This is a genomic window from Paenirhizobium selenitireducens ATCC BAA-1503 (assembly GCF_000518785.1).
Classification (GTDB): Bacteria; Pseudomonadota; Alphaproteobacteria; order Rhizobiales; family Rhizobiaceae; genus Allorhizobium; species Allorhizobium selenitireducens.
This window is the reverse complement of sequence record NZ_KI912495.1, coordinates 378,600-401,851: the sequence shown is the minus strand read 5'-3', so window position 1 is coordinate 401,851 and position 23,252 is coordinate 378,600. Positions and strand designations below refer to the sequence as shown.

Here is a 23,252-nt window from a genome sequence, read left to right as displayed (position 1 = left end):
CTAAATCTGCATTTTCGTTATTTCGAGATAGGCCGAGACGATCTTGTCGCGGAGCGCAATCGCCGTCTGCAGGGACTGTTCCGCCGCAAGGACGGCATCGACGACTTCGCGGGTGTCGGCCTTGCCGGTCATGCCCTCGAAGGAGGCGACTTCCGCCTGCTTGATGTTGTGTACCGTCGAATTCGCCATGTCGCCGAGGACGCTGGCGAAGCTGACGCCGGTCGAACTGCCGGGCGTCGCGCCGACGCTGGTCGTCGTCGAGGAGATGGCATCGGTGGCAATGCTGTCGAGGCCAGTCACCTTGGAGAGCGAGCCGACGTTCTGGATTTGATCGATCATTGCGAGGCCTTCAGAAGTGAAATGGTCTGGGACAGCAGCTCACGGGTCTGCTTGATGGTCTGGAGATTGGCTTCGTAGGTGCGGTTCGCTTCCCGCATGTCGCCCATCTCGATCAGGATGTTGACGTTCGGCATCTTGACGACGCCGTTCTCGTCGGCAGCCGGATGGCCCGGTTCGTATTCCTCGATGTAGTCGGAATCATCGACGCCGATCGTCTTGACCTTCACAACGTCGGTGCCGCTTGCGCGGTCGAGTTCGGTGCCGAAGGTCACCGTCTTGCGGCGATAGGGATCGGCACCCGGCGTGTCGCCGGTCGAACGGGCGTTGGCGATGTTTTCGGAAACGATGCGCAGGCGGGTGGACTGGACTTCCAGTCCGCTGCCGGCGATCTTGAGGGCTGCACTCAGAGGATCTGTCATTTTATCTCTTCACCGTCATCAGCATCATGCGATGGAAGGAAGCGACGAGGTTCGTATTGAGCTCGTGCTGCCGCTTGATTTCGCCGGTCTTGGTCAGCTCCTCGGCAATCGAGACCGAATTGCCGGACTCCTGCATGCCGATCTCGTCGTTGAGCTCCGATTCCTTGACCGCAATGTCTTCGTCGCTAAGATCGCTCAGCGCCATGTGATTGGGATTGGTCCGCGCCATCTGCACCGTCGTCGTGGTATCGAGGACCGCGCTGAAGGGGGTAATGTCCTTGGCCAGGTATTTCGGGGTGTTGGCGTTGGCAATGTTGCTCGCCACAACCTCCTGACGTACAGCTAGCCAGTCGGCCTGTCTGGCTGCCAGTTGGAAAAGCTGGATGGGTTGCATGGACTTTTCTCCGCCATTTTCTGTCCCGAACCTAGAGCGGTAAACTTGCGTGGGACTTACGGAGGGGAAGATCGGATATTTCCGGCCAAAAACCGACGAGGAGGCATGCGGGACCCATGTCGTTCAACAACCGAAAAGAGGCCGGTGAACAGCTTGCCGACGCGCTGCAGCGCTTCCGCAAGGCCGACGCCGTGGTCATCGCCCTGCCGAGGGGTGGGGTCGAGGTGGCATTGCCGGTGGCCCGCCGCCTCAAGGCGCCGATGACGCTGCTGCTGGTGCGCAAGCTTGGCCTGCCCAGCCAGCCGGAACTTGCCATGGGAGCGATCGTCGACGGGGAGAAACCGTTCACCGTCCGCAACGACAACGTGATCGACTTTTCGGGCGTCGCTCCGGCCGCCTTCGAAGCGGTCGCAGCCCGTGAACTGGCGGAGATCCACCGGCGCAACAAGCTCTACTTCAGCGGCCGGGATCCCATAGCCATCGAAGGCCGGGTGGCGATCGTCGTCGACGACGGCATTGCCACGGGAGCGACGGTCAGGGCCGCCATCAAGGGCCTGAAGGCGCAGAAGCCGGCCAGGATCGTGCTCGCCGTGCCGGTCGCCTCGCAGGATGCGCTTGATATGCTGAGGGGCGACGTCGACGAGGTCGTCGTCCTCGAGGGCCTGAGCGCCCTCGGCGCGATCGGGTTCAGCTACCGGGATTTTCCGCAACTCACCGATGCCGACGTGATCGCGGCGCTCAACGAGGCGGAAGCGGCTCGAAGGAGACCATGACCGGCAAAGCTTCGCCGGGTTTTCCGGTCAGTCGTTCTGGTAGACTTCACCCGTGGATGTGACGATCACCCACTTGCCGTCGCGCTGTTCGAGCGTCGCTACCCGGCTGTTGTCCGGCAGGATGGAGCCGACGCGAACCATGTACATGCCCGAATTGTCTTCGATCAGCGCGCGCCCGTTGGCGACGTGGAGCAGGCGGAAGCCGCTGCGGCCCGGGAAAGGCTGGGCCTCGGGCATCTCGTCGCCCGCGAGCTTCTCCGCGCCGAGCTTCGAGACCGTGGCGGTTACCAGCGGATCGACCGCCGTGCCCGACGACTCTCCACCGCCCTCGTCGTCATTATCGACCATCGCCAGCGGCGAGACGCTGAAAACATTGCGGCCGGGGCCTTCGGGAAGGTCGCGGGTGTGCTTCCAGTCGGCCACCTGGATGCCGAATTTCTCCTCGTTGAAGAAGACATACCAGGGAAAGAAGGCCGCCGCGCAGGCAAGCGCCACGCCGGTCAAGCCAAGCACACGGTCAGTCGTTGAAATCCGGTTGCGCACCGAAGGCTTCGGCGGCGCTACAGGTTCGTCGGCGTCGAAATCGGTCACGGTCACCCTCTCGTTCTTGCAGCCGCGGCGGGCTGGTTGCCGCCCTGGGCGGCCTTCAGCGCATTCGCCAGATCGGCATAGGCATCGGCGGCCGGCCTCTCGCCGGGCGTCTGTTTCAGGACTTCATAGATCACCGGCACCTGCTTGATCGCCATATCGAGGTCAGCGTCGCTGCCGGGACGATAGCCGCCAATGAGGCGCAGGTCGCGGGTCTCCTCGAAGCGATGGATCAGCGCCTTGAGCCGCGAGACGAGCTTTTCCTGCTCGCCCGTCCAGGCCTTGCGCGCCAGTCGCGAGATCGAGGTGAGCGGATTGATCGGCGGATAGCGGCCCTCGTCGGCAAGGCTGCGGTCGAGCACGATGTGCCCGTCGAGAATGCCGCGGGTGGAGTCGGCGATCGGATCGTTGTGATTGTCGCCGTCGACCAGGATGGAGATGATCGCGGTGATCGTGCCTGTGCCTTCCTCTCCGGGGCCGGCGCGCTCGAGCAGGCGCGGCAGCTCGGTGAACACCGAGGCCGGGTAGCCGCGCGCGATCGGCGGTTCGCCGGCGGCGGTCGCCACCTCGCGAATGGCATGGGCGAAGCGGGTGACGCTGTCGACGATGAACAGCACGTTCTCGCCCTGGTCGCGAAAATGCTCGGCAATGGTGATCGCGGTCAGCGGCGCCATCTTGCGCAGCATCGGGCTTTCGTCGCTGGTGGCGACGACGGCCACGGACTTCGCCATGTTCGGCCCGAGCGTATCCTCGATGAATTCGCGCACTTCGCGGCCACGTTCGCCGACCAGCGAGATCACCACCTTGTCGAAGGCATCGGCGCGCGCCAGCATCGACAGAAGCGTGGACTTGCCGACGCCGGAGCCGGCGAAGATGCCGAGACGCTGGCCGAGGCACAGCGGAGAGAAGAGATCGATCGCCCTGACCCCGGTGCGGAAGCCCTTCTCGACGCGGCTGCGGGTCATCGAAGGCGGGGCGCTGTTCGAGATCGCGCGACGAACGGAGCCCGGCGAAAGCGGCGCACCGCCGTCGATCGGATCGCCGAGCGCGTTGATCGTGCGGCCGCACCAGCTGTCGTCGGGGGCGATGCGGAAGGCGCCCTTGCGGATCACCACGTCATGGATGCCGATCGGCTCGCCCGGCTCGATCGGGCAGACATAGGCGAGATCCGGTTCGACGCGGATGACCTCGCCCAGATGGATGCCGGTCCGGCTGCGATGAGCGACGAATTCGCCGAGCCGCAGGTGGCGCGACAGGCCCGATACCGTGTAGTGGCCGGCGGCGATCGTGCGGACGTGCCCGCCCTGGGTGACGGAGTATTCCGGATTGGCATAACGGGCGGCGAGCCCGGCCATCTGGGTCAGTTTTGGGGACAGCTCGGGCATCTGCGACATCTCTTCCGCCAGAAATTGAAGACTTCAGGTTCAGCTTGAGCCGCCGAGAACCTTGATGGCGTTGCTGAGCGAGGACTCGCTGTCGCGCATCAGCGAGCTGATGCTTTCGAAGGCGCGATTGACCTGGATGAGCTGGGTCATCTCGCCAATGCCGTTGACATTGGAATTCTCGACATAGCCCTGCATGACGGACACTTCCGGATTGTCCACGACCGGCTGCGGCTGGTCCACCATCGAGACACCGCTGTTGTCGTAGCGGACGAAGCCCTTGGTGATGTCGGCGGTGAAGAGACCGATGGTCGCCACCTGGCGGTCGTCCTGGATGACCTTGCCGTCGGCGCCGACCGTCGGCGGGCCACCCGCACGGTTCAGCTGGATTGGTGCGCCACCGGCGTCGAGTATGGGATAGCCACGCACGGAGACCAGTTCGCCGGTTTCCTTCATGGTAAAGCGGCCATCGCGGGTCAGCACCTGGCCGATCGGCGTATCGATGGCGAACCAGGCATCGCCCTTGATGGCGAAGTCGAGCGTATTGCCGGTATTCGCCAGTTCGCCGTTCTTGGTCGACAGGTAGTCGTTACCCTGGTTGACGAAGGCGATCTTGGCGTTGATGTCGTTCTGCGTCTTGCTCAGCACCTCGTCGAACTTGACCTCGGTGGAGCGGAAACCAACCGTGTTGAGGTTGGCCATGTTGTCGGCGATCGTCGTCAGACGGCGTTCGAGCGCCATCTGCGACGAAAGGGATACGTATAATCCGGATTGCACTTAGCTGCCTCCGAGCTTCAGGGAATTGATGGAAATGAGAAGGTCCGGCGAAATGCCGTAACCGGACGAGGAACCGAAGACCGCCAGCGGATCGTAGTTTTCCGAAGGGTTCTCCATTTCCCACATCGCGGTGAAGCGCTCCAGGAACTTGCCGGTCTTCTCGGTGTCCTGGAAATCCTCGATGTCGAGCACGCGCTCGAGAAAGTCCGCCTGCTGGTCGATGTCCGCTGCCGCGAATTCGACGGGCAACTGCAGCGTGGTGCGAACCACCTGGGCCAGGGCGTCGTCGGCGAGGATGTCCATCGCGGAGGTGATCTTGGAAGCGTTGCGCTCAAAGTAGAGCGCGAGGCGAACGCCGGTATTGTCGTTGCCGGCTTCCTGCTCCAGCGTCTCGCGCATGTAGAGGTCGACCACGCCCTGCTGGGCCTTGTCGAACGACGTCGCGGCCGTGCCATGCGCTTCGAAGTTGAGCGTCGTGGCGAGGTTGGCGTAGCGGCTGTCGGTCAGCTGGTTGGCGAAGGCATCGTCCTTGGTCACGCCTTCCGTCAGAACCTTGCGGATGAAGGCCTTGGCATAGGCCATGTCTTCCAGACCGTGCGCCTTCAGCGCATAATTGTAGAGGCGTGTATCGGCCATGAATTCGTCGACGGACTTGATGTCGCCGATGTTCGACAAATAGTATTCGGTCTCGCGCGCCGCGTCCGGTGCCTGGGCGACGCGCTCGATCGATTTGTCGATGTTCTGCGTAATCTGCTGGTAGCTCGTGTAAGTCGTCGTCACGGTCGTTGCGCCTTTCGATATGGACAATCGGAAAATGCGTCCGTTATCGCTCTTCTTGAGGCAAAAGGCTTGCGCGAAGCTGTCTGTAGGTTCACAAACCGTCAACGCCCGGGGTTCAGCCTCACGCAAGGCAGGGTCCGTATCGCTTGTGCTGAAAAGCAACGTTCAGATGCGGGCACGAAATGAATATCATTATTGGATTTGTCATAACCATCGGCTGCGTCCTCGGGGGATTCATGGCCATGGGCGGCCATGTCGACGTTCTCGTGCAGCCGTTCGAGCTTATGATCATCGGCGGCGCCGGTGTCGGCGGCTTCATCATGGCCAACCCGATGAAGGTGGTCAAAGACACCGGCAAGGCTCTGGGTGAGGCCTTCAAGCATTCGGTTCCCAAGGAGCGTGCCTATCTTGACGTGCTCGGCGTTCTTTATTCGCTGATGCGCGACCTTCGCACCAAGTCGCGCAACGAGATCGAAGCCCACATCGACAATCCGGACGAATCCACCATCTTCCAGGCTGCTCCGAGCGTCCTGAAGAACAAGGAACTGACCTCGTTCATCTGCGACTACGTCCGCCTCATCATCATCGGCAATGCCCGCAGCCATGAGATCGAGGCCCTGATGGACGAGGAAATCAACACCATCCTCTACGACAAGATGAAGCCCTATCACGCGATGACGTCCATGGGCGACAGCTTCCCGGCCATCGGTATCGTCGCGGCGGTTCTCGGCGTTATCAAGGCGATGAGCAAGATCAACGAATCGCCAGAAGTTCTCGGCGGCCTGATCGGCGCCGCACTTGTCGGCACCATGCTCGGCATCTTCCTTTCCTACTGCCTCTGCAACCCGCTGATCACCCAGATCAAGACCGTGCGCACGAAACAGCATCGTCTCTACATCATCGTCAAGCAGACGCTGCTCGCCTACATGAACGGCTCGGTTCCGCAGGTGGCCCTCGAATACGGCCGCAAGACGATCTCGGCCTATGAACGGCCCTCGATCGACGCGGTCGAGCAGGAAATGATGAACCCGGGTGGCGAGAACAAGGCGGCATGACGATGACCGAGCTCGAAACCAATCCCGCTCCCCCGATCGATCAGGCCCTGCTGGCTCGGCTGACCGGTGCACTCGGCGACCGAGCGACGCTCGCGAAGCTCTGCTCGGAATTCGGCGATCTCTACGCCGGGTTTCTGCCCGACATCTTCCACAGCGAGACCGGCCTGGCGATGGAAGTCGCTTATGCCGGTCACGAGACAGGCCTGATGAGCGATCTGGTTGCGGACCTGGGCGACAACGTCGTCCTGGCCGACACGCAATTGCGCAACTGGAGCCCGCATTTCGTTCTTGCCTGCGGCAACAGCTTCATCATCACCTTGATGGAGAACCTGCTCGGCGCACTTCCCGAGACGATCGAGGAGCCGATCCATCGGCCGCTGTCGCGCATCGAGCTCGATCTTTCCTCAATGGTGTTCGACAAGATCGCCAACGTGCTGCGTTCCGGCGTCAATGCAGCCGGCGGGTTCGAGCCGCTGATCGACAAGCCGCACAATGCGGAAGATCGCCCGAAGCCTGAGACCGATCATGTCGACCAGTTCGCCGCGACCATCAAGATGCGCATCGACCTCGGCACCGTGTCGTCCGAATTCTATCTCGTCGTGCCGCAGAAGGCGCTGCTGAAGACCGTCGTGACGGTTCCGAAGTCCAAGAATCAGATGTCGCGCAACAAGAAGGAATGGGCCGAGCAGATCGCCGAGCAGGTGCGGCGCTCGCAGGTCACGCTGCAGGCGAAGATCCGCCTCCAGACCCTGACGCTGAACACCATTTCGCGACTTGCCGCCGGCGACGTCATTCCTTTCCGCGACAAGGGCGACGTGACGGTCGACGTCAGCGCCAACGGCAAGGAAATGTATCGCTGCGAATTCGGCCGCGCCGGGGAACATTATACCGTGCGGGTCAAGGACAACATCAGCAGCGAAGACGAGATATTGAAGCATTTGATGGGCTAAGCCATTCGACCCACTTTGGCGACAAGGCAGGTTGAGGCAAGTTTCAACGGGAATAATCAATCCATGGCTACGAAGAAGACACCTATTATCGAAGACGACGCGCTGGCGATGCCCGGCAGCGACACCGATTTCGACCAGGCGATCGACGACCTGCGCGGCGTGCTGAAGAACGATGCCGAGGGCACACTGCCCGACATCGGCTCCGATTTCGGCGGCGGCCTTGGTGACGACTTCGCCATGGGCGACGGCAAGGCCGACCCGCTGTCCGCATTCGAGAGCGATTTCGGCGGTGGCGCGCTCAACGCTCCATCTTCCGATTTCGGCGGTGGCGACGCGTTCGGCAGCAGCTCCTTCGGCGACACGTCCTTTGGTGCAGCGCCTAGCGCGTCAGCCGAACCGGGCAGTGCGCTGACCGCCAATCTCGACCTCATCATGGACATTCCGATCGACGTGCAGATCGTCCTTGGTTCGAGCCGCATGCAGGTCTCCGGCTTGATGAATCTCGAGGAGGGCGCCATCATCGCGCTCGACAAGAAGATCGGCGAGCCGGTCGAGATCATGGTGAACGGCCGCCGCATCGCGCGCGGCGAGATCACCGTCCTGGAGAACGACGATACGCGTTTCGGCGTCAAGCTGATCGAAGTGATGGGTAGCAAGATGTCCTGACCCGCTCCCAGGGCCAGAGAGGAAAGACCATGATGGACTTTGACGATTTCGGCGGCCCAATGACGGGCAAACCTCTGTCCCAGGCAGACAAGGCAGCCGCTGTGCTGCTTGCCATGGGCAAGGGTGTGGCCGGAAAGCTGCTGAAATACTTCACCCAGGCGGAACTGCAGACGATCATCGCGTCTGCGCAGACGCTGCGGACCATCCCGCCGGATGAGCTGCAGGGTCTTGTCAACGAATTCGAGGACCTGTTTACCGAAGGTACAGGCCTCATGGACAATGCAAAGGCGATCGAGAGCATTCTCGAGGAAGGCCTTACGCCGGAAGAAGTCGACGGCCTGCTCGGCCGCCGCACCGCCTTCCAGGCCTACGAATCGTCCATCTGGGACCGCCTGCAGGACGCCGACCCCGAATTCATCGCCAAGTTCCTCATGCGCGAACATCCGCAGACGGTCGCCTACATCCTTTCGATGCTGCCGTCGTCCTTCGGCGCCAAGGTGCTGCTCAAGCTTCCGGAAAGCCGGCGCGCCGACATCATGAACCGAACCGTCAACCTCAAGGGCGTCAGCCCGAAGGCGGCCCAGATCATCGAGAACCGGGTCCACGACCTGATCGCCGAGATCGACGCCGAGCGCAATTCGACCGGTTCGGCCAAGGTCGCGGAACTCATGAACGAGCTGGAAAAGCCCGACGTCGATACACTGCTCAATTCGCTCGAATCGATCAGCAAGGAAGCCGTCAACAAGGTTCGTCCGAAGATCTTCCTGTTCGAGGATCTGCTGGCCATGCCGCAGCGCAGCCGCGTCATGCTGCTCAACGACATCTCCGGCGACATCCTCACGATGGCGCTGCGTGGCGCCAGCGCAGAGATCAAGGAATGCGTGCTCTCGGCCATCAGCCCGCGCTCGCGCCGCATGATCGAATCGGACCTGCAGACGGGAGCCACCGGCATCAATCCGCGCGAAATCGCGATTGCCCGCCGCGCGGTCGCCCAGGAGGCCATCCGCCTCGCCAATGCCGGCCAGATCCAGCTCAAGGAGACCGAAGGCGACCAGCAGGCAGCCTGAGGCCCGAGCGACTGTTGAAAACTGAAGACTTGCAGCGCCCGCCGATTGTATGCCAATCGGCGGGCGTTTAGCGTCTAGAGGCAATTGGCGCAGTTTCCGATCGCCGGCCACCGGCGAAACGGCGGGTGTATCAAATCGGCCGGACCAGGCCGCGGGCGGACGACGGCATCCGCCCTCTGTCCGCATTCCTGGCAAACGAGGGAAAAGGCGTGTCCGACGATCAGGACAAAGACAGTAAAACAGAAGACCCGACAGAGAAGAAGATGCGGGACGCAGCGGAGAAGGGTAACACCCCCATATCCCGCGAAGTCCCGATCTTCGCTTCCGCGCTCGCCTTCTATCTGTACCTCGTCTTCTTCTTGCCGTCCGGCATGGCGCGCATGGGCGAGAGCCTGCGCGATCTGTTCGAGCAGCCCGATCAGTGGAGCATCAACTCGGCGACCGACGTCGTCTCGCTGTTCACCCATCTCGCCTGGGAAGCAAGCGCCCTGCTGCTCCCCGCGGTCGCCCTCATCATGCTGTTTGGCGTCGGATCGAACGTCCTGCAGCACATGCCGAGTTTCGTGCTCGAGCGGATCAGACCGCAAGCCTCTCGCGTGTCGCTTTCCAAGGGCTGGGAGCGGATGTTCAGCGTCACCGGCCTGGTCGAATTCGGCAAATCGCTGTTCAAGATCATCATCGTCTCGACCATCATGGTCTTCGCGCTGAAATCGGAATATTTCGGCACGCTCAACGCGATGTTCTCCGACCCGCAGGTCATCTTCTTCAAGTTCGCGACGATCATGAAGAAGATCATGATCGTCATCCTTCTGGCGACCTTCGTGCTGGCGGTGGTCGACTTCTTCTGGACGCGGCACCACTGGTACACCCAGCTGCGCATGACCAAGCAGGAAATCAAGGACGAACACAAGCAGTCGCAGGGCGATCCGATCATCAAGGCGCGCCAGCGCTCGATCGCGCGCGATCGTGCGCGCCGCCGCATGATCAACAACGTACCACGCGCAACGCTCGTCATTACCAACCCGACTCACTACGCGGTGGCGCTGCGCTATGTGCGCGAGGAAAACGAGGCGCCGGTGGTCATCGCCAAGGGCCAGGACCTTGTCGCACTGAAGATCCGCGAGCTTGCCCGCGAAAACGATATCCCCATTTTTGAGGACCCACCCCTCGCGCGCTCCATGTTTGCGCAAGTCTCGGTGGATAGTGTCATCCCGTCGATATTTTACAAAGCCGTCGCGGAACTCGTTCATCGGGTATACGCCGCGAAGGCGCAGAAGAGACGGGTGCGCTAACTGCGATGAAAAAATGCCCCTACACCACCCAGCGTGAACGCATCGTGGCCGAAGCGATCAGCCCTGTGGCCACCGAATTGCGCCTGCTCGATGCGGCGGACCTGATTTCCCTGCTGCGCTTCGAGCTCTACGGGAACATCGCGGATCTGGTCTCCTCGGCGGCCGAGCTTTACTTCCACCCGGGAACCGTCAATTTCGGCGCGGGCGGCGAATACCGTCTCGAATGGGGCGGCGTTCCGGAAGTTGTTCTCGACCTCGAGATCAAGCCGAAGGACGTGACGATCTACGCCCAGCTGAAGCTCGCCAACGAGCATGCCGGCATCGAGATCAACCACATCGCCTTCCAGCAGCCGTCGGGCGATCCAGACGAGAATACGCGCATGCTGGAACGCCGGCTGCGCGAGGCGCGCTTCGTCAAGTCGCGATCCGATTCGCTCTATTCGTGAATTGCGTGACAGCGCTCAGGTGATGTAGCCGAGGCGGATCGCCTTGGCGATCGCCTGGATGCGGTTGACCGAATCGAGCTTGATCGTCGCCGATCCCAGATAGGCGTTGACCGTGTGCACCGAAAGCTTGAGGTGATCGGCGATCTCCTCGCTGATCCGACCGTCGCCCGCCAATTGCAGGCAGGCGATCTCCCGCTCGCTCAAGGCTTCCGACGGCATGGTCCGGCGTTCGTCGAGCTGCAGGATCTCGGTCATCAGCTTGCAGCATCGCCCATGCACGTCGAGGATCACCTCGCCGGGCAGATCGACCGTGCCGGTCGTCGGGAACATCACATAGCCGTTGCCGACCGCGCCGAGCCGCACCGGAAAGGCAATGCCCGAATAGGCCAGCACGCGCGGCTCCAGTTGCACGACGAACGGCACGAAATCGGATGCCTCGGCGAAGCTGTCACTTTCCTCGGCGCTCCACAGGACCGGCAGCAGAGATGTCTCGATATGGCCGAGCAGCGTCTCGCCATAGGCGGCGATGAAAGGCTCACAGCTCATTCCGTGCGCGGCAGGCCAGTTCTCGTATTCGGCCGTCAGGCGACGCTTCGAAGCCATGCCGGCACCTGTCACCCGCAGCACGGCGAAGCCCCGTGCATGAAGGGCTCGCTGCAGGGAAACAAGCTTCGGGAAGATGTCCGAGCGGGACGTTACCTGACGGGAGGTCGAGGCCTTCAGATCCTCCCGAACGGTTTCGAACGGCCCTTCCGGATACGCCATGCCTGCCATTCCCTTGTTTTTAGACGAGATTGTTGCGGACCGCATAGGCGATCGCTTCGGAACGTGTCTTGGTCGCCGTCTTGCGCATCACGCTGGTGATGTAGTTATTGATCGTGTTGCGCGAGATGCCGAGAATGGTGGCGATCTCGTCGCTGGTCTTGCCCTCGGCAATCCAGAACAGACATTCGAGTTCCCGTTCGGTCAGCTCGAAATCGCGATCGCTCTTCTGCGCCTTGCGGGTCGACAGGCTGATGCAATAGCCGGCGAGCAGGCCGACTTCGCGCAACAGCTCCGGCGACAGGACGAAGTTTTCCTCGAACAGCAGCATCAGCGCGAAACGGGTGCGGCCGACGCTCACGGTCAGAGAGCAATACTGCCGGCTGATGCCCGCCGGCACGGCGGCATCATCGGGAAGCAGGCCGAACTTGGGCTGCAGCACGGAAATGCACTTGTCCAGCTCCGTCGAGCGCGAATAGGTCGCCGCGATCTCGCTTTCCAGTCGGCGGACCAGATCGAAGGGCCAGTTGGACGATACGACGAAATCGAGCCCGTGCTCCTGCACCAGGTCATAGCGTGCCAACAGGAAATGGGAGGCGCCGACATAGTCGTTAAGGACGACAAGGCTGGCGCTCATGTGACCGGCCTGCGACGCGATCGCCAGCTTGCGAATCAGCTGATCGCGCGACGAAAGCCGAGGAAGTGCATCGGCCGCCGCCGCAGGCGCCTTTCTGCTCCCGACCTTATCCCCGGATAGCTCCACGTCCATTCTGTTGCCCCCTCAAGGACGAAACGTTCGATCGCTTGGTTCGCGACAAACACCCGGAATACCGCCGTCCTCCGAATGCCGCTTTGCTCGTTCTTGTCAGCTAACGAATCACAGTCATAGTAGAAGATAAAGAGCCAAAGATCACAGCCTCGAATCGTTGCACCCCAAACTTGGCGAATTCGGCGGTCTTATGGCGAGGGGTCGCGATGGAGCGGTGCGCCCGACAGATCGGCGCTCCTTGCATGCGCCTTCGTATCGCCCGAACCGAGGCGTCGATCCCTGCGCATGACAAAACCGCGCCGGGGGTACCGACGCGGTCTCTTCATCTCTGTGATCCGTCTCAGGCCGCCCTGTCGATGGCCCACTTGCGGAGAATCTTGGCGGCGCGCTCTTCCGAGATTTCCACCATCCGCGACAGCCGGCGTTCCGGCCCTTCCTTGACCCGGCGGTTGAAGCCGCCATTGGCGTCGTCGTCCATGGTCAACAGGTCGTCGGTGCTGTCGAAGCCGAAGTCGGCGCCGAAGCCCTCCATCAGCGAGCTGCCGCCCGATGCGCCGCCGAGTGCCGGCGAGAAGTCCGGCAGTTCCAGGCCGGCAGCCTCTTCGGCACCGCCGGCAATCGCCGTTGCGGATCCACCACCAGCGGCCCGGACCATCGGACGGATACCCATCCAGACGATCAGGAAGGAAACGGCGACGAAGGCGAGCGAGTTGATGATGCCGCCCAGGTTGCGGTTCAGCGTCTCCATCAGGCCGGGGCCGGATGCGGATTCCTGAAGCAGCTGGTTCTCAAGGAAGTCCATGGCGGTCAGGTTCACAAGGTCGCCACGGGCGGTGTCGAGGCCGGCGGCGGTCGAGACGATCTTCTGCATCTCGGCGAGGTAGGCATCGATCTTGGCCTGGTCGGCCGGTTCGCCGACCATCGTGGCAATGCGCCCCTTGTTGACGACGACGGCGACCGAGATCTTCTCGACGGTATAGCTGTTCTTTACAGTCGCAACCGTCTTGCTGTTGATCTCGTAGTTGGTTTGCTCTTCCTTCTTGTCCTGCTCGTCGGAAGACTGCGGACCACCGGTCGCGCCCTGGACATCGCCCTGCGGGATGTTCTGTTCGACGGTTGCGGCCGAATCAGCCTGCTTGCTTTGCGACTTCTGGTTTTCCTTGGTAACGCGCACGGAACGCTCGACGCGCGATTCCGGATCGTAGATGGTTTCCTGGATCTGCTGCGTGTCGGTGTTCAGCTGGGCCGTGACCGACGAGCGGAAATTGTCCATGCCGAGGAAGGGCGCGAGCGCCTTGTCGATGTTGGATTCGATCTCCTGCTGCACCGACTGCACCACGCCGAGCGAGCGGTTGGCGGCGCCGCCGCTTTCGTCGCCCGAGGCGAGAAGCTGGCCGGTCGAATCGAGAATCGTCACGTCCTCGACGTCCAGGCCCGGGACGGAGGAGGCAACGAGGTGGCGGATCGACGCTGCCGACTTGCGGCCGGTCTCGGTCGAGGCGCGAACCATGACGGACGCGGTCGGCTTCTGGTCGCCGCGGCGGAAATTGCCGACGTCAGGCATGACGATATGAACGCGGGCGGCGGCAATGCCGCTGATCTGCTGGATGGTGCGGGCGACTTCACCTTCGAGGGCGCGGACCCGGGTGACTTCCTGCATGAACGAGGTCAGACCAAGCGAGCCGACATTGTCGAACAGTTCGTAGCCGGCATTGGCACTGTTCGGCAGGCCTCGCTCGGCGAGCAGCAGGCGGGCCTTGCTGGTCATGCCGACCGGAACCTGGACGCTCTTGCCGTCGGTGCCGACCTCGAAATCGATGCCGGCTTCCGCAAGGGCGATGCTCACCTGATTGAGATCGGTGGTCTCGAGACCAACATAAAGGGTTTCGTAGGCGGGCTTGTTGACGAAAATCGCGGCAGCGATGACGAGCGAGAAAGAAACGACGGCGACACCGGCCATTGCCAGGAGCCGGGTCTGGCCCAGCGACGCCAAGTTCTTAAAGACTTGAAGTAATTGATTTAACAGATTCATTCTGTCTCGCACCATCAACAAGAAGGGTCTTGGGGCATTTGCCCTTGGCGAGACATTAGAAAGCGAAACTTGTGCGAACGTTTCGTGGCGAGCGAAATGCCGGCGTCATGGCGGCAAATCGTCCCAAACCCTCAGAAATCAATGGCGAGGCGCAGGCGCCCGGCGGTCAGAAGAAGTCGAAGTCGCCTGCCGCCTTGCTGAGCGGCTGGGAGTGGCCATGGCGCAGTCCGGCGCCGAGCGCCTTCTGCATTTCGGCAAGCTTCACCAGGCTGAGCGCCGTGCTCATGTCGACCATCCATTCCGAGGGGATGGACCCGGTGATGGTGTCGATGAACTCGGCCAGGCCGCGTGCCTTCTGCACGGCAAGATCGATGCCCTGCAGAACCTTGATACTGTCCGGATGCTGCAGCACGTTGGTGCCACCAAGCTCCAGAAGCTGCGGCTCGATACGCTCGATGAGATAGGCCACGTCGTGCAATTCCGACACCACCCGCATCATGATTTCCGGCAACGCCTCTTCCACGATAGCCTTCTCCGCTTTGTTTTCTTTTGGCATCCGGATTCCAATACTTAAAAAAACTCGATTGAACTCTCGACAGGCTTCGACACCGGCGCCGGACGCTGCTCGAGCGCCACGGTCTTCTGGGTCTCCGCACCCGTTAGCGGATACTGCCTTGCCCGACCGCTGACCGGCCAGAACTCCAGTTTTCGACCATGCTCTCCGCCCGTCGACGAACCGACGACCTTGATGCCTTCGTCGCGCAGGAACTGCATGGCAAAGGCGGCATTCTGTTCGCCCACGTTCGAGAACGTGGCGATCGTCTTGGCGCCGCCGAACACCTTGGCCTCAAGCCGTTCGCGTCGGGCACCCTGCTTCAGAAGACCGTTGATCAGGAGTTCCATCAGATGGACCCCGTAGCGGGTGGCATCCCCGCCCCCGGATCCCGGGTTGGCCGAACCGGGCAGCAGGAAGTGGTTCATCCCGCCGACACCCGCGATCGGGTCCCGCAAACAGGCAGCCACGCACGAGCCCAGGATCGTGGACAACACGGCGTTCGGGTCGTTGAGGACCTTGAACTCACCCTGGATAATATGAACGCGCCTGACTGCACCGTCCTCTGTCATTTCAGCGCTCCGAATACCGCTTCGATAGCCGCCTTCATCTTTTCGATCGTGAACGGCTTGGCGAGGACATTGTTCGCACCGAGCTGGGCTGCCTTCTGCACCAGCGCACGGTCACCCTGCGCCGTCAGAATAATGAAGGCGGCCTTCTTGGTGCTCGGGTTGGTGCGGACGTGCTGCAGGAAGACCAGTCCGTCCATCTTCGGCATGTTGAAGTCGGAAATTACCAGATGATGGGGCTGCTGCTCCATGATCTTCATCCCCTGCTCGCCATCGCCGGCGGCGGTGATCTGCTTGAAGCCGAGCTGGGTCAAGGCGTCACTCAACAGCAGGCGGCTCGTCACCTGATCGTCGACGATCAGAACTTTGATTTTTTCGGCTAGAGACATTTATTCGATACCTTCTTTTCGGGCGGCAGTAAGTTTGAGGATTTCCTCCCCAATGGAACCAAGCGGCAATTGCTGCTCGACGGCGCCTAGTTCATGGGCGACGCGGGGCATCCCATAGACAACGGAGGTCTTCTCGTTCTGTCCGAGGGTGCGCGCACCGGCGTGGCGCATCTTCAGCAGTCCGGAAGCCCCGTCGCGGCCCATGCCGGTCAGGATGACCCCCACAGCATTTCGACCCGCCAGTTCCGCGACCGAATCGAACAGGACGTCCACCGAAGGACGGTGCCCGTTCACCGGCGGTCGATCGACCAGCCGGCAGCTCGGTGCGGAGGCGTTGACCACCTGCAAATGGCGGTCGCCGCCTGGGGCGAGATAGATCTTGCCGATCTCAAGTCTGGCTCCGTCGGTCGCTTCCTCCACGACCGGGGCGCAGAGACGATTAAGCCGTTCTGCGAAACTTTTGGTAAACGTCGGCGGCATGTGCTGCGTAATTACCGTCGGCGGGCAATTGCGCGGGAATTTCTGCAGGACCGTGATCAGCGCCTCCACGCCGCCGGTGGATGAACCGATGGCAACGATCTTGCGGCCGACCTTGAAGTCGTTCGCAGGCGCCGGGGCCGCCTGGGTGGCCTTCGCCACCGCCTGGTAGCGGTGCTGCGACCGCGCGGCTGCCTTGACCTTTTCAGCGAGATCGCCGAACGGACGGGAATCGCCCGGAACAGGCTTGCCGACGCAATCGAAGGCGCCGATTTCCAGCGCGGCCAGCGTTGCCTCGGCGCCACGGTGAGTCATGGTCGACACCATGATCACCGGCATCGGCCGCAGCTTCATGATCTTGTCGAGGAATTCCAGGCCGTTCATGTTCGGCATCTCGATGTCGAGCGTCACGACATCGGGATTGAGCTGCTTGATGGCGGCGCGAGCTTCCATCGCATCGCCAGCCTGACCGACCACGTTGACTTCCGGATCGGAGTTGAGCACCGCCGTGATCAGGCCGCGCATGGTTGCGCTGTCATCGACGACGAGGACGCGGGCGGGATTGCTCATGCGCGCGCCCCCACGTATTTGCCGGTATAGCGGTAGGTCGTGATACCGATATTGTCGAAATGGTTCTTCGAATCGCCCGAAACCCGCTCGGAATGGCCGATATAGAGATGGCCGCCTTCCGGCAGCAAACCGGCAAAGCGCCCCCAGATGCGCTGCTGCGTCGGCTCGTCGAAATAGATCACGACGTTGCGGCAGAAGATGACGTCGAACTTGCCCTTGAAGGGCCACTGGGCCATCAGGTTGAGTTCGTTGTAGGTGATCAGGCGCTTCAGGCGGTCGTCGACCTGGAACTTGCGGCGCCCGCCGATCTCGACTTCCTTGAACCACTGCTTGCGCATGACCGGGGAAACGGTCTCCAGAGCTTGCTCGTCATAGGCGCCCTGACGAGCGATCGCCAGGATCTTCGGATCGATATCGGTCGCGAGGATCTTGAAGTCGTAGTCGAGCACGTTCGGGAAGGCCTGGAACACGGTCAGCGCGATCGAATAGGGCTCCTGCCCGTCCGAGCTCGCGGCCGACCAGATGCGGACACGGCCGCCGGCCTTGGCGCGGGCGATCAGGCCCGGCAGAACCTCGTCGCGCAGATGCTCGAAATGATGGTTCTCGCGAAAGAAGCGGGTGAAGTTGGTGGTCAGGTGCGACAGCATTTCGCGCCGCTCCTGGGCCCCTTCCGGCGAGGCGACCAGGCTGCAATAGGCGCGAAATCCCGAAAGACCCAGATTGCGGATGTGCTTCGACAGACGCGAATAGACCAGGGAGGCCTTGGATTCGTTGAGCGATATCCCGGCATCCGAATAGATCATCGCCGCGATCTCGTTCAGGTCCCGGCGCGACAGCGGGTACTCGCCGCTGGCCAGAACCTCGTCGTCCGAGTGGCGGGAAGATGTATTGATGGCAACCGTCATGCGGCCTCGCTTTCGGCGTCAGGGAACAGTGCACCAAGCTCGATGAGACAGATCATCCGCTTGTCGATCGCGAGAATGCCGCGGGCATATTGCTTCTCGAGGTCGGAGGTCACCTCCGGCGTCGGCTGTATGTTGTCGTCGTTGACTGTCAGGATGTCGGATACGGCTTCGACCAGCAGGCCCACCACCTTCGCGCCGACCTGGGCGACGATGATGACGTGCCGGGCTTCCGGTTCGACCGGCTTCATGCCGAGTCGGATCGAAAGGTTGATGATCGGCAGCACGACGCCGCGCAGGTTGATGACCCCCAGAACGTAGGATGGCGAATGCGGCAACGGCGTCGCGGGGGTCCAGCCACGGATCTCGCGCACCGACATGATGTTCACGCAGAACTCCTGATCGCCGATACGAAAGGCAATCAGTTCACGCGCTCCTTCAACCAAGTTCTTCACCGCATACGACATAGTACTAACCTGCGACAGCTAAAGACATTTCCTGTTTGAGCGACTGGCCGCGCGAGGCAGAGACGACGGCATCGACGTCGAGGATGAGCGCGACGCGGCCATCTCCGAGGATCGTTGCCGCGGCGATGCCTGGCACATGGGTGTAGTTTGCCTCGAGACTCTTGATGACGACCTGACGCTGACCCTGGATGGCATCGACCATCAGGGCACGCTGGCCGCCGCCTTCGGATTCGACCAGCAGGGCAACGCCGTCGATCGGGTTGGCCTGGGTATTGCGGAAGTTCAGGATCCGACCGACATCGACCAGCGGGCAGAAGCTGTTGCGGATCGAGATGAGGCGCTGGTTGGCGCCGAAGGAATGGATGTTCTGCGCTTCCGGCTGGAGCGTTTCGACGATTGCTGTGAGCGGAACGACGAGCGTCTGGCCGGCGACGGTGACCACCATGCCGTCGAGAACGGCGAGCGTCAGCGGCAGGCTCATGGTGAAGGTCGAGCCATGGCCCGGGCGCGATGTGATCGAGATACGACCACCGAGAGCCTGGATCGAGCGCTTGACCACGTCCATGCCGACGCCACGGCCGGAGATGTCGGAGATCTTGTCAGCAGTCGAGAAGCCCGGCGCGAAGATCAGGTTGTCGATTTCTTCGTCGGTCAGGTTGGAGTCGGCGGCGATCAGTTCGTTGTCGATCGCCTTCTGCTTCACGCGCTCGCGGTTGATACCGGCACCGTCGTCGACCAGTTCGATGACGATACGGCCGGAGCGATGCTTCGCGGTGAGCTTGATGGTGCCTTCCGGGTCCTTGCCGGCGGCGGCGCGCTTCTCGGGGCTTTCAATGCCGTGGTCGACGGCATTGCGGATCATGTGGGTGAGCGGTTCGGCAAGCTTGTCGATGACCGTCTTGTCGACTTCGGTGTTTTCACCTTCGGTGACGAGGCGGATCGACTTGCCGACCATGTCGGCCACTTCACGAACGATACGCGACATGCGCTGGAAGACCGGCTTCACAGGCTGCGCGCGGATCGCCATGACCGAGTCCTGGATTTCGCGCGTCAGCTGTTGCAGTTCCTCGAGGCCCATGTTGATGGACGAGGTGCCGTTGTTGTCGTTCTCGATGACGCTCTGCGAGAGCATCGCCTGGTTGATGACCAACTCGCCGACGAGGTTGATCAGGCGGTCGACGCGATCGAGATCGACGCGGATCGTCTGGCCGGCGGCGGCGTTGTTCTGGGCGGCGGCAGCGGCGGCAGCGGCGGCCGCAGGCGTTTCCTTCTTCTCGTGCTTGGCGGCGCCAGCGGCGAGCTTAACCACGTTGCTGGCCGTTTCGGCCGCTTCGACAGCCTCCGCAACCGCATCTTCGCCGGGGCTGTCGAGGATCGACAGATCGAAGGGAACCGGGATCATCGGCGGCTCTTCGCCGGCCGACGCATCCTTGGTTTCCTCATGCAGCTTGATTTCGAGGTCGCAGTCCCACTCGGCGAATTCGAAGACCGAGCGGACGCCCTCCTCGCCCTTATCCGTGGTGATCTGGATCTTCCAGGAGAAATAGGCGGCTTCCGGATCCAGGTCCTCAAGCGAGGGCAGGCTGTCCGTGTCGCAATGGATGCTCATCTCGCCGATGCGCGAGAGATCGCGCAGCAGAAGAGCGGCCTCGTTGCCCTTGGCGTAGAGGTCATGACGCGGTTTGAAGGAAATGTCGAAGGTCTGTGCAGCGACCGGCGGCTCGCCGCCGAAGTCGTCGTCGAACGAGAACGGGATCGGCTGGAAGCCGCTGTCGTCGCTCGGCGCCGGGGCCGCAGCAGCCTTGGCGACCGGCTTCGGGGCTGCGACCGGAGCGGGAGCGCTGGCATGTGGCATTTCGCCATTCGCCAGCGCCTCGAGTTCCTTGACCAGGCCGCTGGAGCGGGAAGGCTCGACGCTGCCGCCGTCACGGGCGGCATTGGTCAGGTCAGCCAGGACGTCGGCCGACTTGAGCATGACCTTCATCACTTCAGGGCCAGGCTCGAGCTTATTGGATCGAACGCAATCGAGAGTCGTCTCGAAGACGTGCGCGAATGCCACAAGGTCATCCAGACCGAAGGCACCAGCGCCGCCCTTGATCGAGTGCACGGCCCGGAAAACGGCATTGATCGTCTCCGGATCGTGATCCCCGTCATTCATTTTCAGAAGACCGGACTCCAGTTCGGCGAGCTGCTCCTCGCACTCCTGGAAAAAGATCTCTTTGATTTCGTTCATATCCATAGGAGAAATTCCCGGCTTAGGCGGTTACACGCTCGATGGCATCGATCAGTTTGGTCGGATCGAAAGGCTTGACGATCCAGCCAGTCGCCCCGGCCTGGCGGGCGCGGTTCTTCTTTTCCGCGTCGCTTTCCGTCGTCAGAACGAGGATCGGAATGGCACGGTATTTTTCGTTGCGCCGAACACCTTCGATGAAGCCGAAACCGTCGAGGCGCGGCATGTTGATGTCGGTGACGATCACATCGGGATTGCATTCTTCGAGGACTTCCAGGCCCTCGACGCCGTCTTCGGCCTGAATGGTCTCGAAACCCGCATTGTTGAGGGTAACCAGCAGCATGTTCCGGATGGTTCTGGAATCATCCACGGTAAGCACTTTTTTCTTCATTGCCGGATCTCCTTGGCGAGCAGATGATCTATGTTCACGCCTATCAGTTGAAGTGTCTTGAGGAAGGCATCGGATGCCTTTGCATAGGAGAAGGGCTTCTTGTCCGCCTCCCATGCCTTGGCTCCGGCCACCAGGATCTGTGCGCACTGGGCGCCGATACGCTCAACGCCCGAAGCGTCGATCGCCAATCCGGCACCGCGCATGGACATGAGATTGGCCTTGAGATTCGAGGCCTCGTTCAGGTCGAGCACAGCGGACAGTTTCAAGCTCTTCTGTTCGCCTTTCTTAGCAGCCATCAGTTCTTTCCTTGTCTTGCGGGACCGCCGCAACCCGACCGTGGTGCTCGGGCGGCGGAACCCTTGTCCGCCCTCCCGATGGTCGCATTGCCCGCCCAATACTTCCTGTGTATCTGAAGTTGGTAAACAATCCCCTCAACCTCCAAGACCCGCGATATGGACCGGGAAGCTAAATTCGTCGTCGAAAGCGTAATTCTCCGGTTCCGGCAGACCGGCCGTCGCGGAAGTCGAGCGCGGCGCGGTCGGCGAAATGCGGATCTGCGGGCTGGCCGGCATCGGCGCCCTCGACTGCCGCTCGAAATGGAATTCCCGTACCGTACGGCCAAGCTCAAGGATGACCGTGTGCAGATCGTCCGCCCCGCCGCTTGAGCGACGGGCGAAATCGGCGCTCTCGGCAACTTCGCCGCCGAGACCCGCTACGATCCCCGCCACGGAAGCCAGTTCCGCAGCCTGGCTGTCGGTTGCCTGGGCAATGTCAGAAACCGTCTCGCTGATACCGCCAACCTGGACGACGATATCGCCGATCGCCTTCTGGGTGCGTCCGACTATGTCCACGCCGGTATCGACCTGTGACTTGGTGGTCGCGACCAGTGCCTTGATCTCGCGCGCGGCCTCGGCCGACCGTTGGGCCAGCGCGCGCACTTCCTGGGCCACGACGGCAAAACCGCGGCCGCTGTCGCCGGCACGGGCGGCCTCGATGCCGGCATTGAGCGCCAGAAGATTTGTCTGGAAGGCGATTTCGTCGATCGAGCCGATGATATGGCCGATCTGTTCGGCGGAGGCCTCGATGTCGGACATGGCGGTGATCGCCTGGCCGGCGACCGTGCCGCTCGCTTCGACCGCCTTTTGCGTCACCGAGACCCGTTCCTCGGCCCGGCGCGTCTTTGCCGCGCTGTCGCGCACGCCGCCGGTCAGGGCTTCGAGCGAACGGGAGGCATCGTCGAGGCGGGTGGACTGGCTCTCCGCACGGCCGGCATAGTCGTTGGCAGCGCCGGCAATAGCCTGCGCGCCGGTCAGGGACGTCTTCAGCTTTTCTTCCGTGTCGAGCAATGCCGACTGCATCTGCTCTATCGCCGTGTTCAGCGAGGTGGCAAGCTCGACATAGTGTTCGGGCACATCGGCGATGGTACGGGCGGTCAGGTCACGGCCGGCAAGCGCACGAAATACGGGGCCGAAGATCTCCTCGACCTCCAGCCGGTCGCGCTCGCGCTGTGCCGCGAGATCGCGGTGGTGCTTGACGCGCAGTTCGTTGAACCGCAGCGATACGGCGATTTCGACATCCACCATGACCAGCCGGACGATGGCGCCGACGAGATCGGCGATTTCGCGCTGCCGCTTGCGGTTTCCGGGCAGCAGGCCGCGGCCGGCCAGATCGCCCATTACCGCCTGCAGCAGGTGCTCCATGACCACCGCATGGCCGGCAATATGCCAGCGCGGATCGAGACCCATGCGGCTTTCGGTGTCGGAGAGCACCTTGACCCGTTCAGCGTAGAGCGCGTCGAAGCGCGCATCGGTGAGGACGTCCCAATGGGAGGACAGCAGGTCGTGCAGCCGATCGAACTGCCGCTCGCTGGAGAAATTGCGCGCCGCATCGGGAAGGGTCTGGAGGCGCTGGAAAAGATCGCGAATGCCGGTCTTGAGGTTGGGCTCGAGAAGGTGGCGATACCGGCGCAGCAGATCGCAATCCGCTTCGCCAAGGCCGGCAAAGCGCAGCCGGTCGCGCAGGCTACCCGCCTGTGCGCTTGCCGCCCGATCTGCCGGCGAAACCTGCCCCACTGCCAATCCCCGCACACGGCCGCTCCTTGTCTGAAGGCGGCCAATTAAACTTCCCCAGGCATGTCGACGAGATTGCGGAAATGAAGCGTGCCGAAAGCGGCGAGACAACCAGATCCGCTTTCACCGAAGATTGTTCCGGGA

At 62.1% G+C, this 23,252-nt stretch carries 27 protein-coding genes; 7 read left to right on the top strand and 20 right to left on the bottom strand.

From position 1 onward, the window contains the following. From L867_RS0122995 to flgB, 3 genes are read right to left on the bottom strand one after another with little or no spacing between them, the layout of a single operon-like run. The gene (locus L867_RS0122995) at positions 1 to 339 is read right to left on the bottom strand and encodes a flagellar hook-basal body complex protein FliE (RefSeq protein ID WP_028739010.1); all 339 of its coding nucleotides are present in this window, start codon (positions 337 to 339) and stop codon (positions 1 to 3) included. Next, on the bottom strand, positions 336 to 758 hold the full coding sequence (gene flgC / locus L867_RS0122990) for a flagellar basal body rod protein FlgC (protein WP_028739009.1): 423 nt from the start codon (positions 756 to 758) through the stop codon (positions 336 to 338). The genes L867_RS0122995 and flgC overlap by 4 nt, the downstream gene beginning before the upstream one ends. 1 nt (position 759) lies before the next feature. Next, on the bottom strand, positions 760 to 1,152 hold the full coding sequence (flgB, locus tag L867_RS0122985; RefSeq protein WP_028739008.1) for a flagellar basal body rod protein FlgB: 393 nt from the start codon (positions 1,150 to 1,152) through the stop codon (positions 760 to 762). A 116-nt stretch (positions 1,153 to 1,268) separates the two neighbouring features. Between flgB and L867_RS0122980 the strand changes: the two genes are divergently transcribed. Further along, positions 1,269 to 1,925 carry a phosphoribosyltransferase gene (locus L867_RS0122980; RefSeq protein WP_037174240.1) on the top strand — a complete coding sequence of 219 codons (657 nt, stop codon included), beginning with the start codon at positions 1,269 to 1,271 and terminating at the stop codon, positions 1,923 to 1,925. A 27-nt stretch (positions 1,926 to 1,952) separates the two neighbouring features. Here the strand turns inward: L867_RS0122980 and L867_RS0122975 are convergent, their stop codons facing one another. The 4 genes from L867_RS0122975 to L867_RS0122960 are packed head-to-tail and all read right to left on the bottom strand — an operon-like array spanning position 1,953 to position 5,452. Next, positions 1,953 to 2,516 carry a hypothetical protein gene (locus tag L867_RS0122975; protein ID WP_028739006.1) on the bottom strand — a complete coding sequence of 188 codons (564 nt, stop codon included), beginning with the start codon at positions 2,514 to 2,516 and terminating at the stop codon, positions 1,953 to 1,955. 2 nt (positions 2,517 to 2,518) lie between these two features. Next, positions 2,519 to 3,898 (bottom strand): flagellar protein export ATPase FliI, encoded by a 1,380-nt coding sequence (fliI, locus tag L867_RS0122970; RefSeq protein ID WP_232363995.1) that lies wholly within the window; start codon positions 3,896 to 3,898, stop codon positions 2,519 to 2,521. A gap of 39 nt (positions 3,899 to 3,937) precedes the next feature. After that, the gene (flgF, locus tag L867_RS0122965) at positions 3,938 to 4,672 is read right to left on the bottom strand and encodes a flagellar basal-body rod protein FlgF (RefSeq protein ID WP_028739004.1); all 735 of its coding nucleotides are present in this window, start codon (positions 4,670 to 4,672) and stop codon (positions 3,938 to 3,940) included. Beyond that, positions 4,673 to 5,452, bottom strand: coding sequence for a DUF1217 domain-containing protein (locus L867_RS0122960; RefSeq protein WP_028739003.1), 780 nt, complete (start codon positions 5,450 to 5,452; stop codon positions 4,673 to 4,675). A 182-nt stretch (positions 5,453 to 5,634) separates the two neighbouring features. Between L867_RS0122960 and motA the strand changes: the two genes are divergently transcribed. The 6 genes from motA to L867_RS0122930 all read left to right on the top strand — a co-directional run bounded on the left by motA (position 5,635) and on the right by L867_RS0122930 (position 10,928). Further along, positions 5,635 to 6,507, top strand: coding sequence for a flagellar motor stator protein MotA (gene motA, locus L867_RS0122955; RefSeq protein WP_028739002.1), 873 nt, complete (start codon positions 5,635 to 5,637; stop codon positions 6,505 to 6,507). Continuing rightward, the gene (locus tag L867_RS0122950) at positions 6,504 to 7,457 is read left to right on the top strand and encodes a FliM/FliN family flagellar motor switch protein (protein ID WP_028739001.1); all 954 of its coding nucleotides are present in this window, start codon (positions 6,504 to 6,506) and stop codon (positions 7,455 to 7,457) included. Before motA ends, L867_RS0122950 begins: the two co-directional genes overlap by 4 nt. A 63-nt stretch (positions 7,458 to 7,520) precedes the next feature. After that, positions 7,521 to 8,123, top strand: a complete 603-nt coding sequence (gene fliN, locus L867_RS0122945; RefSeq protein ID WP_028739000.1) for a flagellar motor switch protein FliN — start codon at positions 7,521 to 7,523, stop codon at positions 8,121 to 8,123. 29 nt (positions 8,124 to 8,152) lie between these two features. After that, the gene (gene fliG / locus L867_RS0122940) at positions 8,153 to 9,190 is read left to right on the top strand and encodes a flagellar motor switch protein FliG (RefSeq protein ID WP_028738999.1); all 1,038 of its coding nucleotides are present in this window, start codon (positions 8,153 to 8,155) and stop codon (positions 9,188 to 9,190) included. A 209-nt stretch (positions 9,191 to 9,399) separates the two neighbouring features. Beyond that, positions 9,400 to 10,482, top strand: a complete 1,083-nt coding sequence (flhB, locus tag L867_RS0122935) for a flagellar biosynthesis protein FlhB (protein ID WP_037174356.1) — start codon at positions 9,400 to 9,402, stop codon at positions 10,480 to 10,482. A gap of 5 nt (positions 10,483 to 10,487) precedes the next feature. After that, positions 10,488 to 10,928 carry a hypothetical protein gene (locus tag L867_RS0122930; RefSeq protein WP_028738997.1) on the top strand — a complete coding sequence of 147 codons (441 nt, stop codon included), beginning with the start codon at positions 10,488 to 10,490 and terminating at the stop codon, positions 10,926 to 10,928. A gap of 15 nt (positions 10,929 to 10,943) precedes the next feature. On the opposite strand, the gene visR is transcribed toward L867_RS0122930, so the two are convergent. The 13 genes from visR to L867_RS0122865 all read right to left on the bottom strand — a co-directional run bounded on the left by visR (position 10,944) and on the right by L867_RS0122865 (position 23,111). After that, entirely contained in the window at positions 10,944 to 11,693 is a 750-nt protein-coding gene (visR, locus tag L867_RS0122925) for a transcriptional regulator VisR (RefSeq protein ID WP_028738996.1), read from the bottom strand. 19 nt (positions 11,694 to 11,712) lie between these two features. Beyond that, positions 11,713 to 12,459 carry a transcriptional regulator VisN gene (gene visN / locus L867_RS0122920; RefSeq protein ID WP_028738995.1) on the bottom strand — a complete coding sequence of 249 codons (747 nt, stop codon included), beginning with the start codon at positions 12,457 to 12,459 and terminating at the stop codon, positions 11,713 to 11,715. Positions 12,460 to 12,799: 340 nt separating this feature from the next. Next, on the bottom strand, positions 12,800 to 14,491 hold the full coding sequence (gene fliF / locus L867_RS0122915) for a flagellar basal-body MS-ring/collar protein FliF (protein WP_028738994.1): 1,692 nt from the start codon (positions 14,489 to 14,491) through the stop codon (positions 12,800 to 12,802). A 166-nt stretch (positions 14,492 to 14,657) separates the two neighbouring features. Then, positions 14,658 to 15,047, bottom strand: a complete 390-nt coding sequence (gene cheT, locus L867_RS0122910) for a chemotaxis protein CheT (RefSeq protein WP_051439176.1) — start codon at positions 15,045 to 15,047, stop codon at positions 14,658 to 14,660. A gap of 14 nt (positions 15,048 to 15,061) precedes the next feature. Beyond that, positions 15,062 to 15,616, bottom strand: a complete 555-nt coding sequence (gene cheD, locus L867_RS0122905) for a chemoreceptor glutamine deamidase CheD (RefSeq protein ID WP_028738992.1) — start codon at positions 15,614 to 15,616, stop codon at positions 15,062 to 15,064. Beyond that, on the bottom strand, positions 15,613 to 16,002 hold the full coding sequence (locus L867_RS0122900; protein WP_028738991.1) for a response regulator: 390 nt from the start codon (positions 16,000 to 16,002) through the stop codon (positions 15,613 to 15,615). The genes cheD and L867_RS0122900 overlap by 4 nt, the downstream gene beginning before the upstream one ends. Beyond that, entirely contained in the window at positions 16,003 to 17,049 is a 1,047-nt protein-coding gene (gene cheB, locus L867_RS0122895) for a protein-glutamate O-methylesterase CheB (RefSeq protein WP_028738990.1), read from the bottom strand. Beyond that, positions 17,046 to 17,954 (bottom strand): protein-glutamate O-methyltransferase CheR, encoded by a 909-nt coding sequence (gene cheR, locus L867_RS0122890; RefSeq protein WP_028738989.1) that lies wholly within the window; start codon positions 17,952 to 17,954, stop codon positions 17,046 to 17,048. The genes cheB and cheR overlap by 4 nt, the downstream gene beginning before the upstream one ends. After that, positions 17,951 to 18,418, bottom strand: a complete 468-nt coding sequence (locus L867_RS0122885) for a chemotaxis protein CheW (protein WP_028738988.1) — start codon at positions 18,416 to 18,418, stop codon at positions 17,951 to 17,953. The genes cheR and L867_RS0122885 overlap by 4 nt, the downstream gene beginning before the upstream one ends. Positions 18,419 to 18,422: 4 nt before the next feature. After that, positions 18,423 to 20,657, bottom strand: coding sequence for a chemotaxis protein CheA (locus L867_RS0122880; RefSeq protein ID WP_028738987.1), 2,235 nt, complete (start codon positions 20,655 to 20,657; stop codon positions 18,423 to 18,425). A gap of 16 nt (positions 20,658 to 20,673) precedes the next feature. After that, positions 20,674 to 21,039 (bottom strand): chemotaxis response regulator CheY1, encoded by a 366-nt coding sequence (gene cheY1 / locus L867_RS0122875; protein ID WP_028738986.1) that lies wholly within the window; start codon positions 21,037 to 21,039, stop codon positions 20,674 to 20,676. Continuing rightward, on the bottom strand, positions 21,036 to 21,335 hold the full coding sequence (locus tag L867_RS0122870; RefSeq protein ID WP_028738985.1) for an STAS domain-containing protein: 300 nt from the start codon (positions 21,333 to 21,335) through the stop codon (positions 21,036 to 21,038). The genes cheY1 and L867_RS0122870 overlap by 4 nt, the downstream gene beginning before the upstream one ends. 135 nt (positions 21,336 to 21,470) lie before the next feature. Then, the gene (locus L867_RS0122865; RefSeq protein WP_028738984.1) at positions 21,471 to 23,111 is read right to left on the bottom strand and encodes a globin-coupled sensor protein; all 1,641 of its coding nucleotides are present in this window, start codon (positions 23,109 to 23,111) and stop codon (positions 21,471 to 21,473) included. Positions 23,112 to 23,252: the final 141 nt, after the last annotated feature.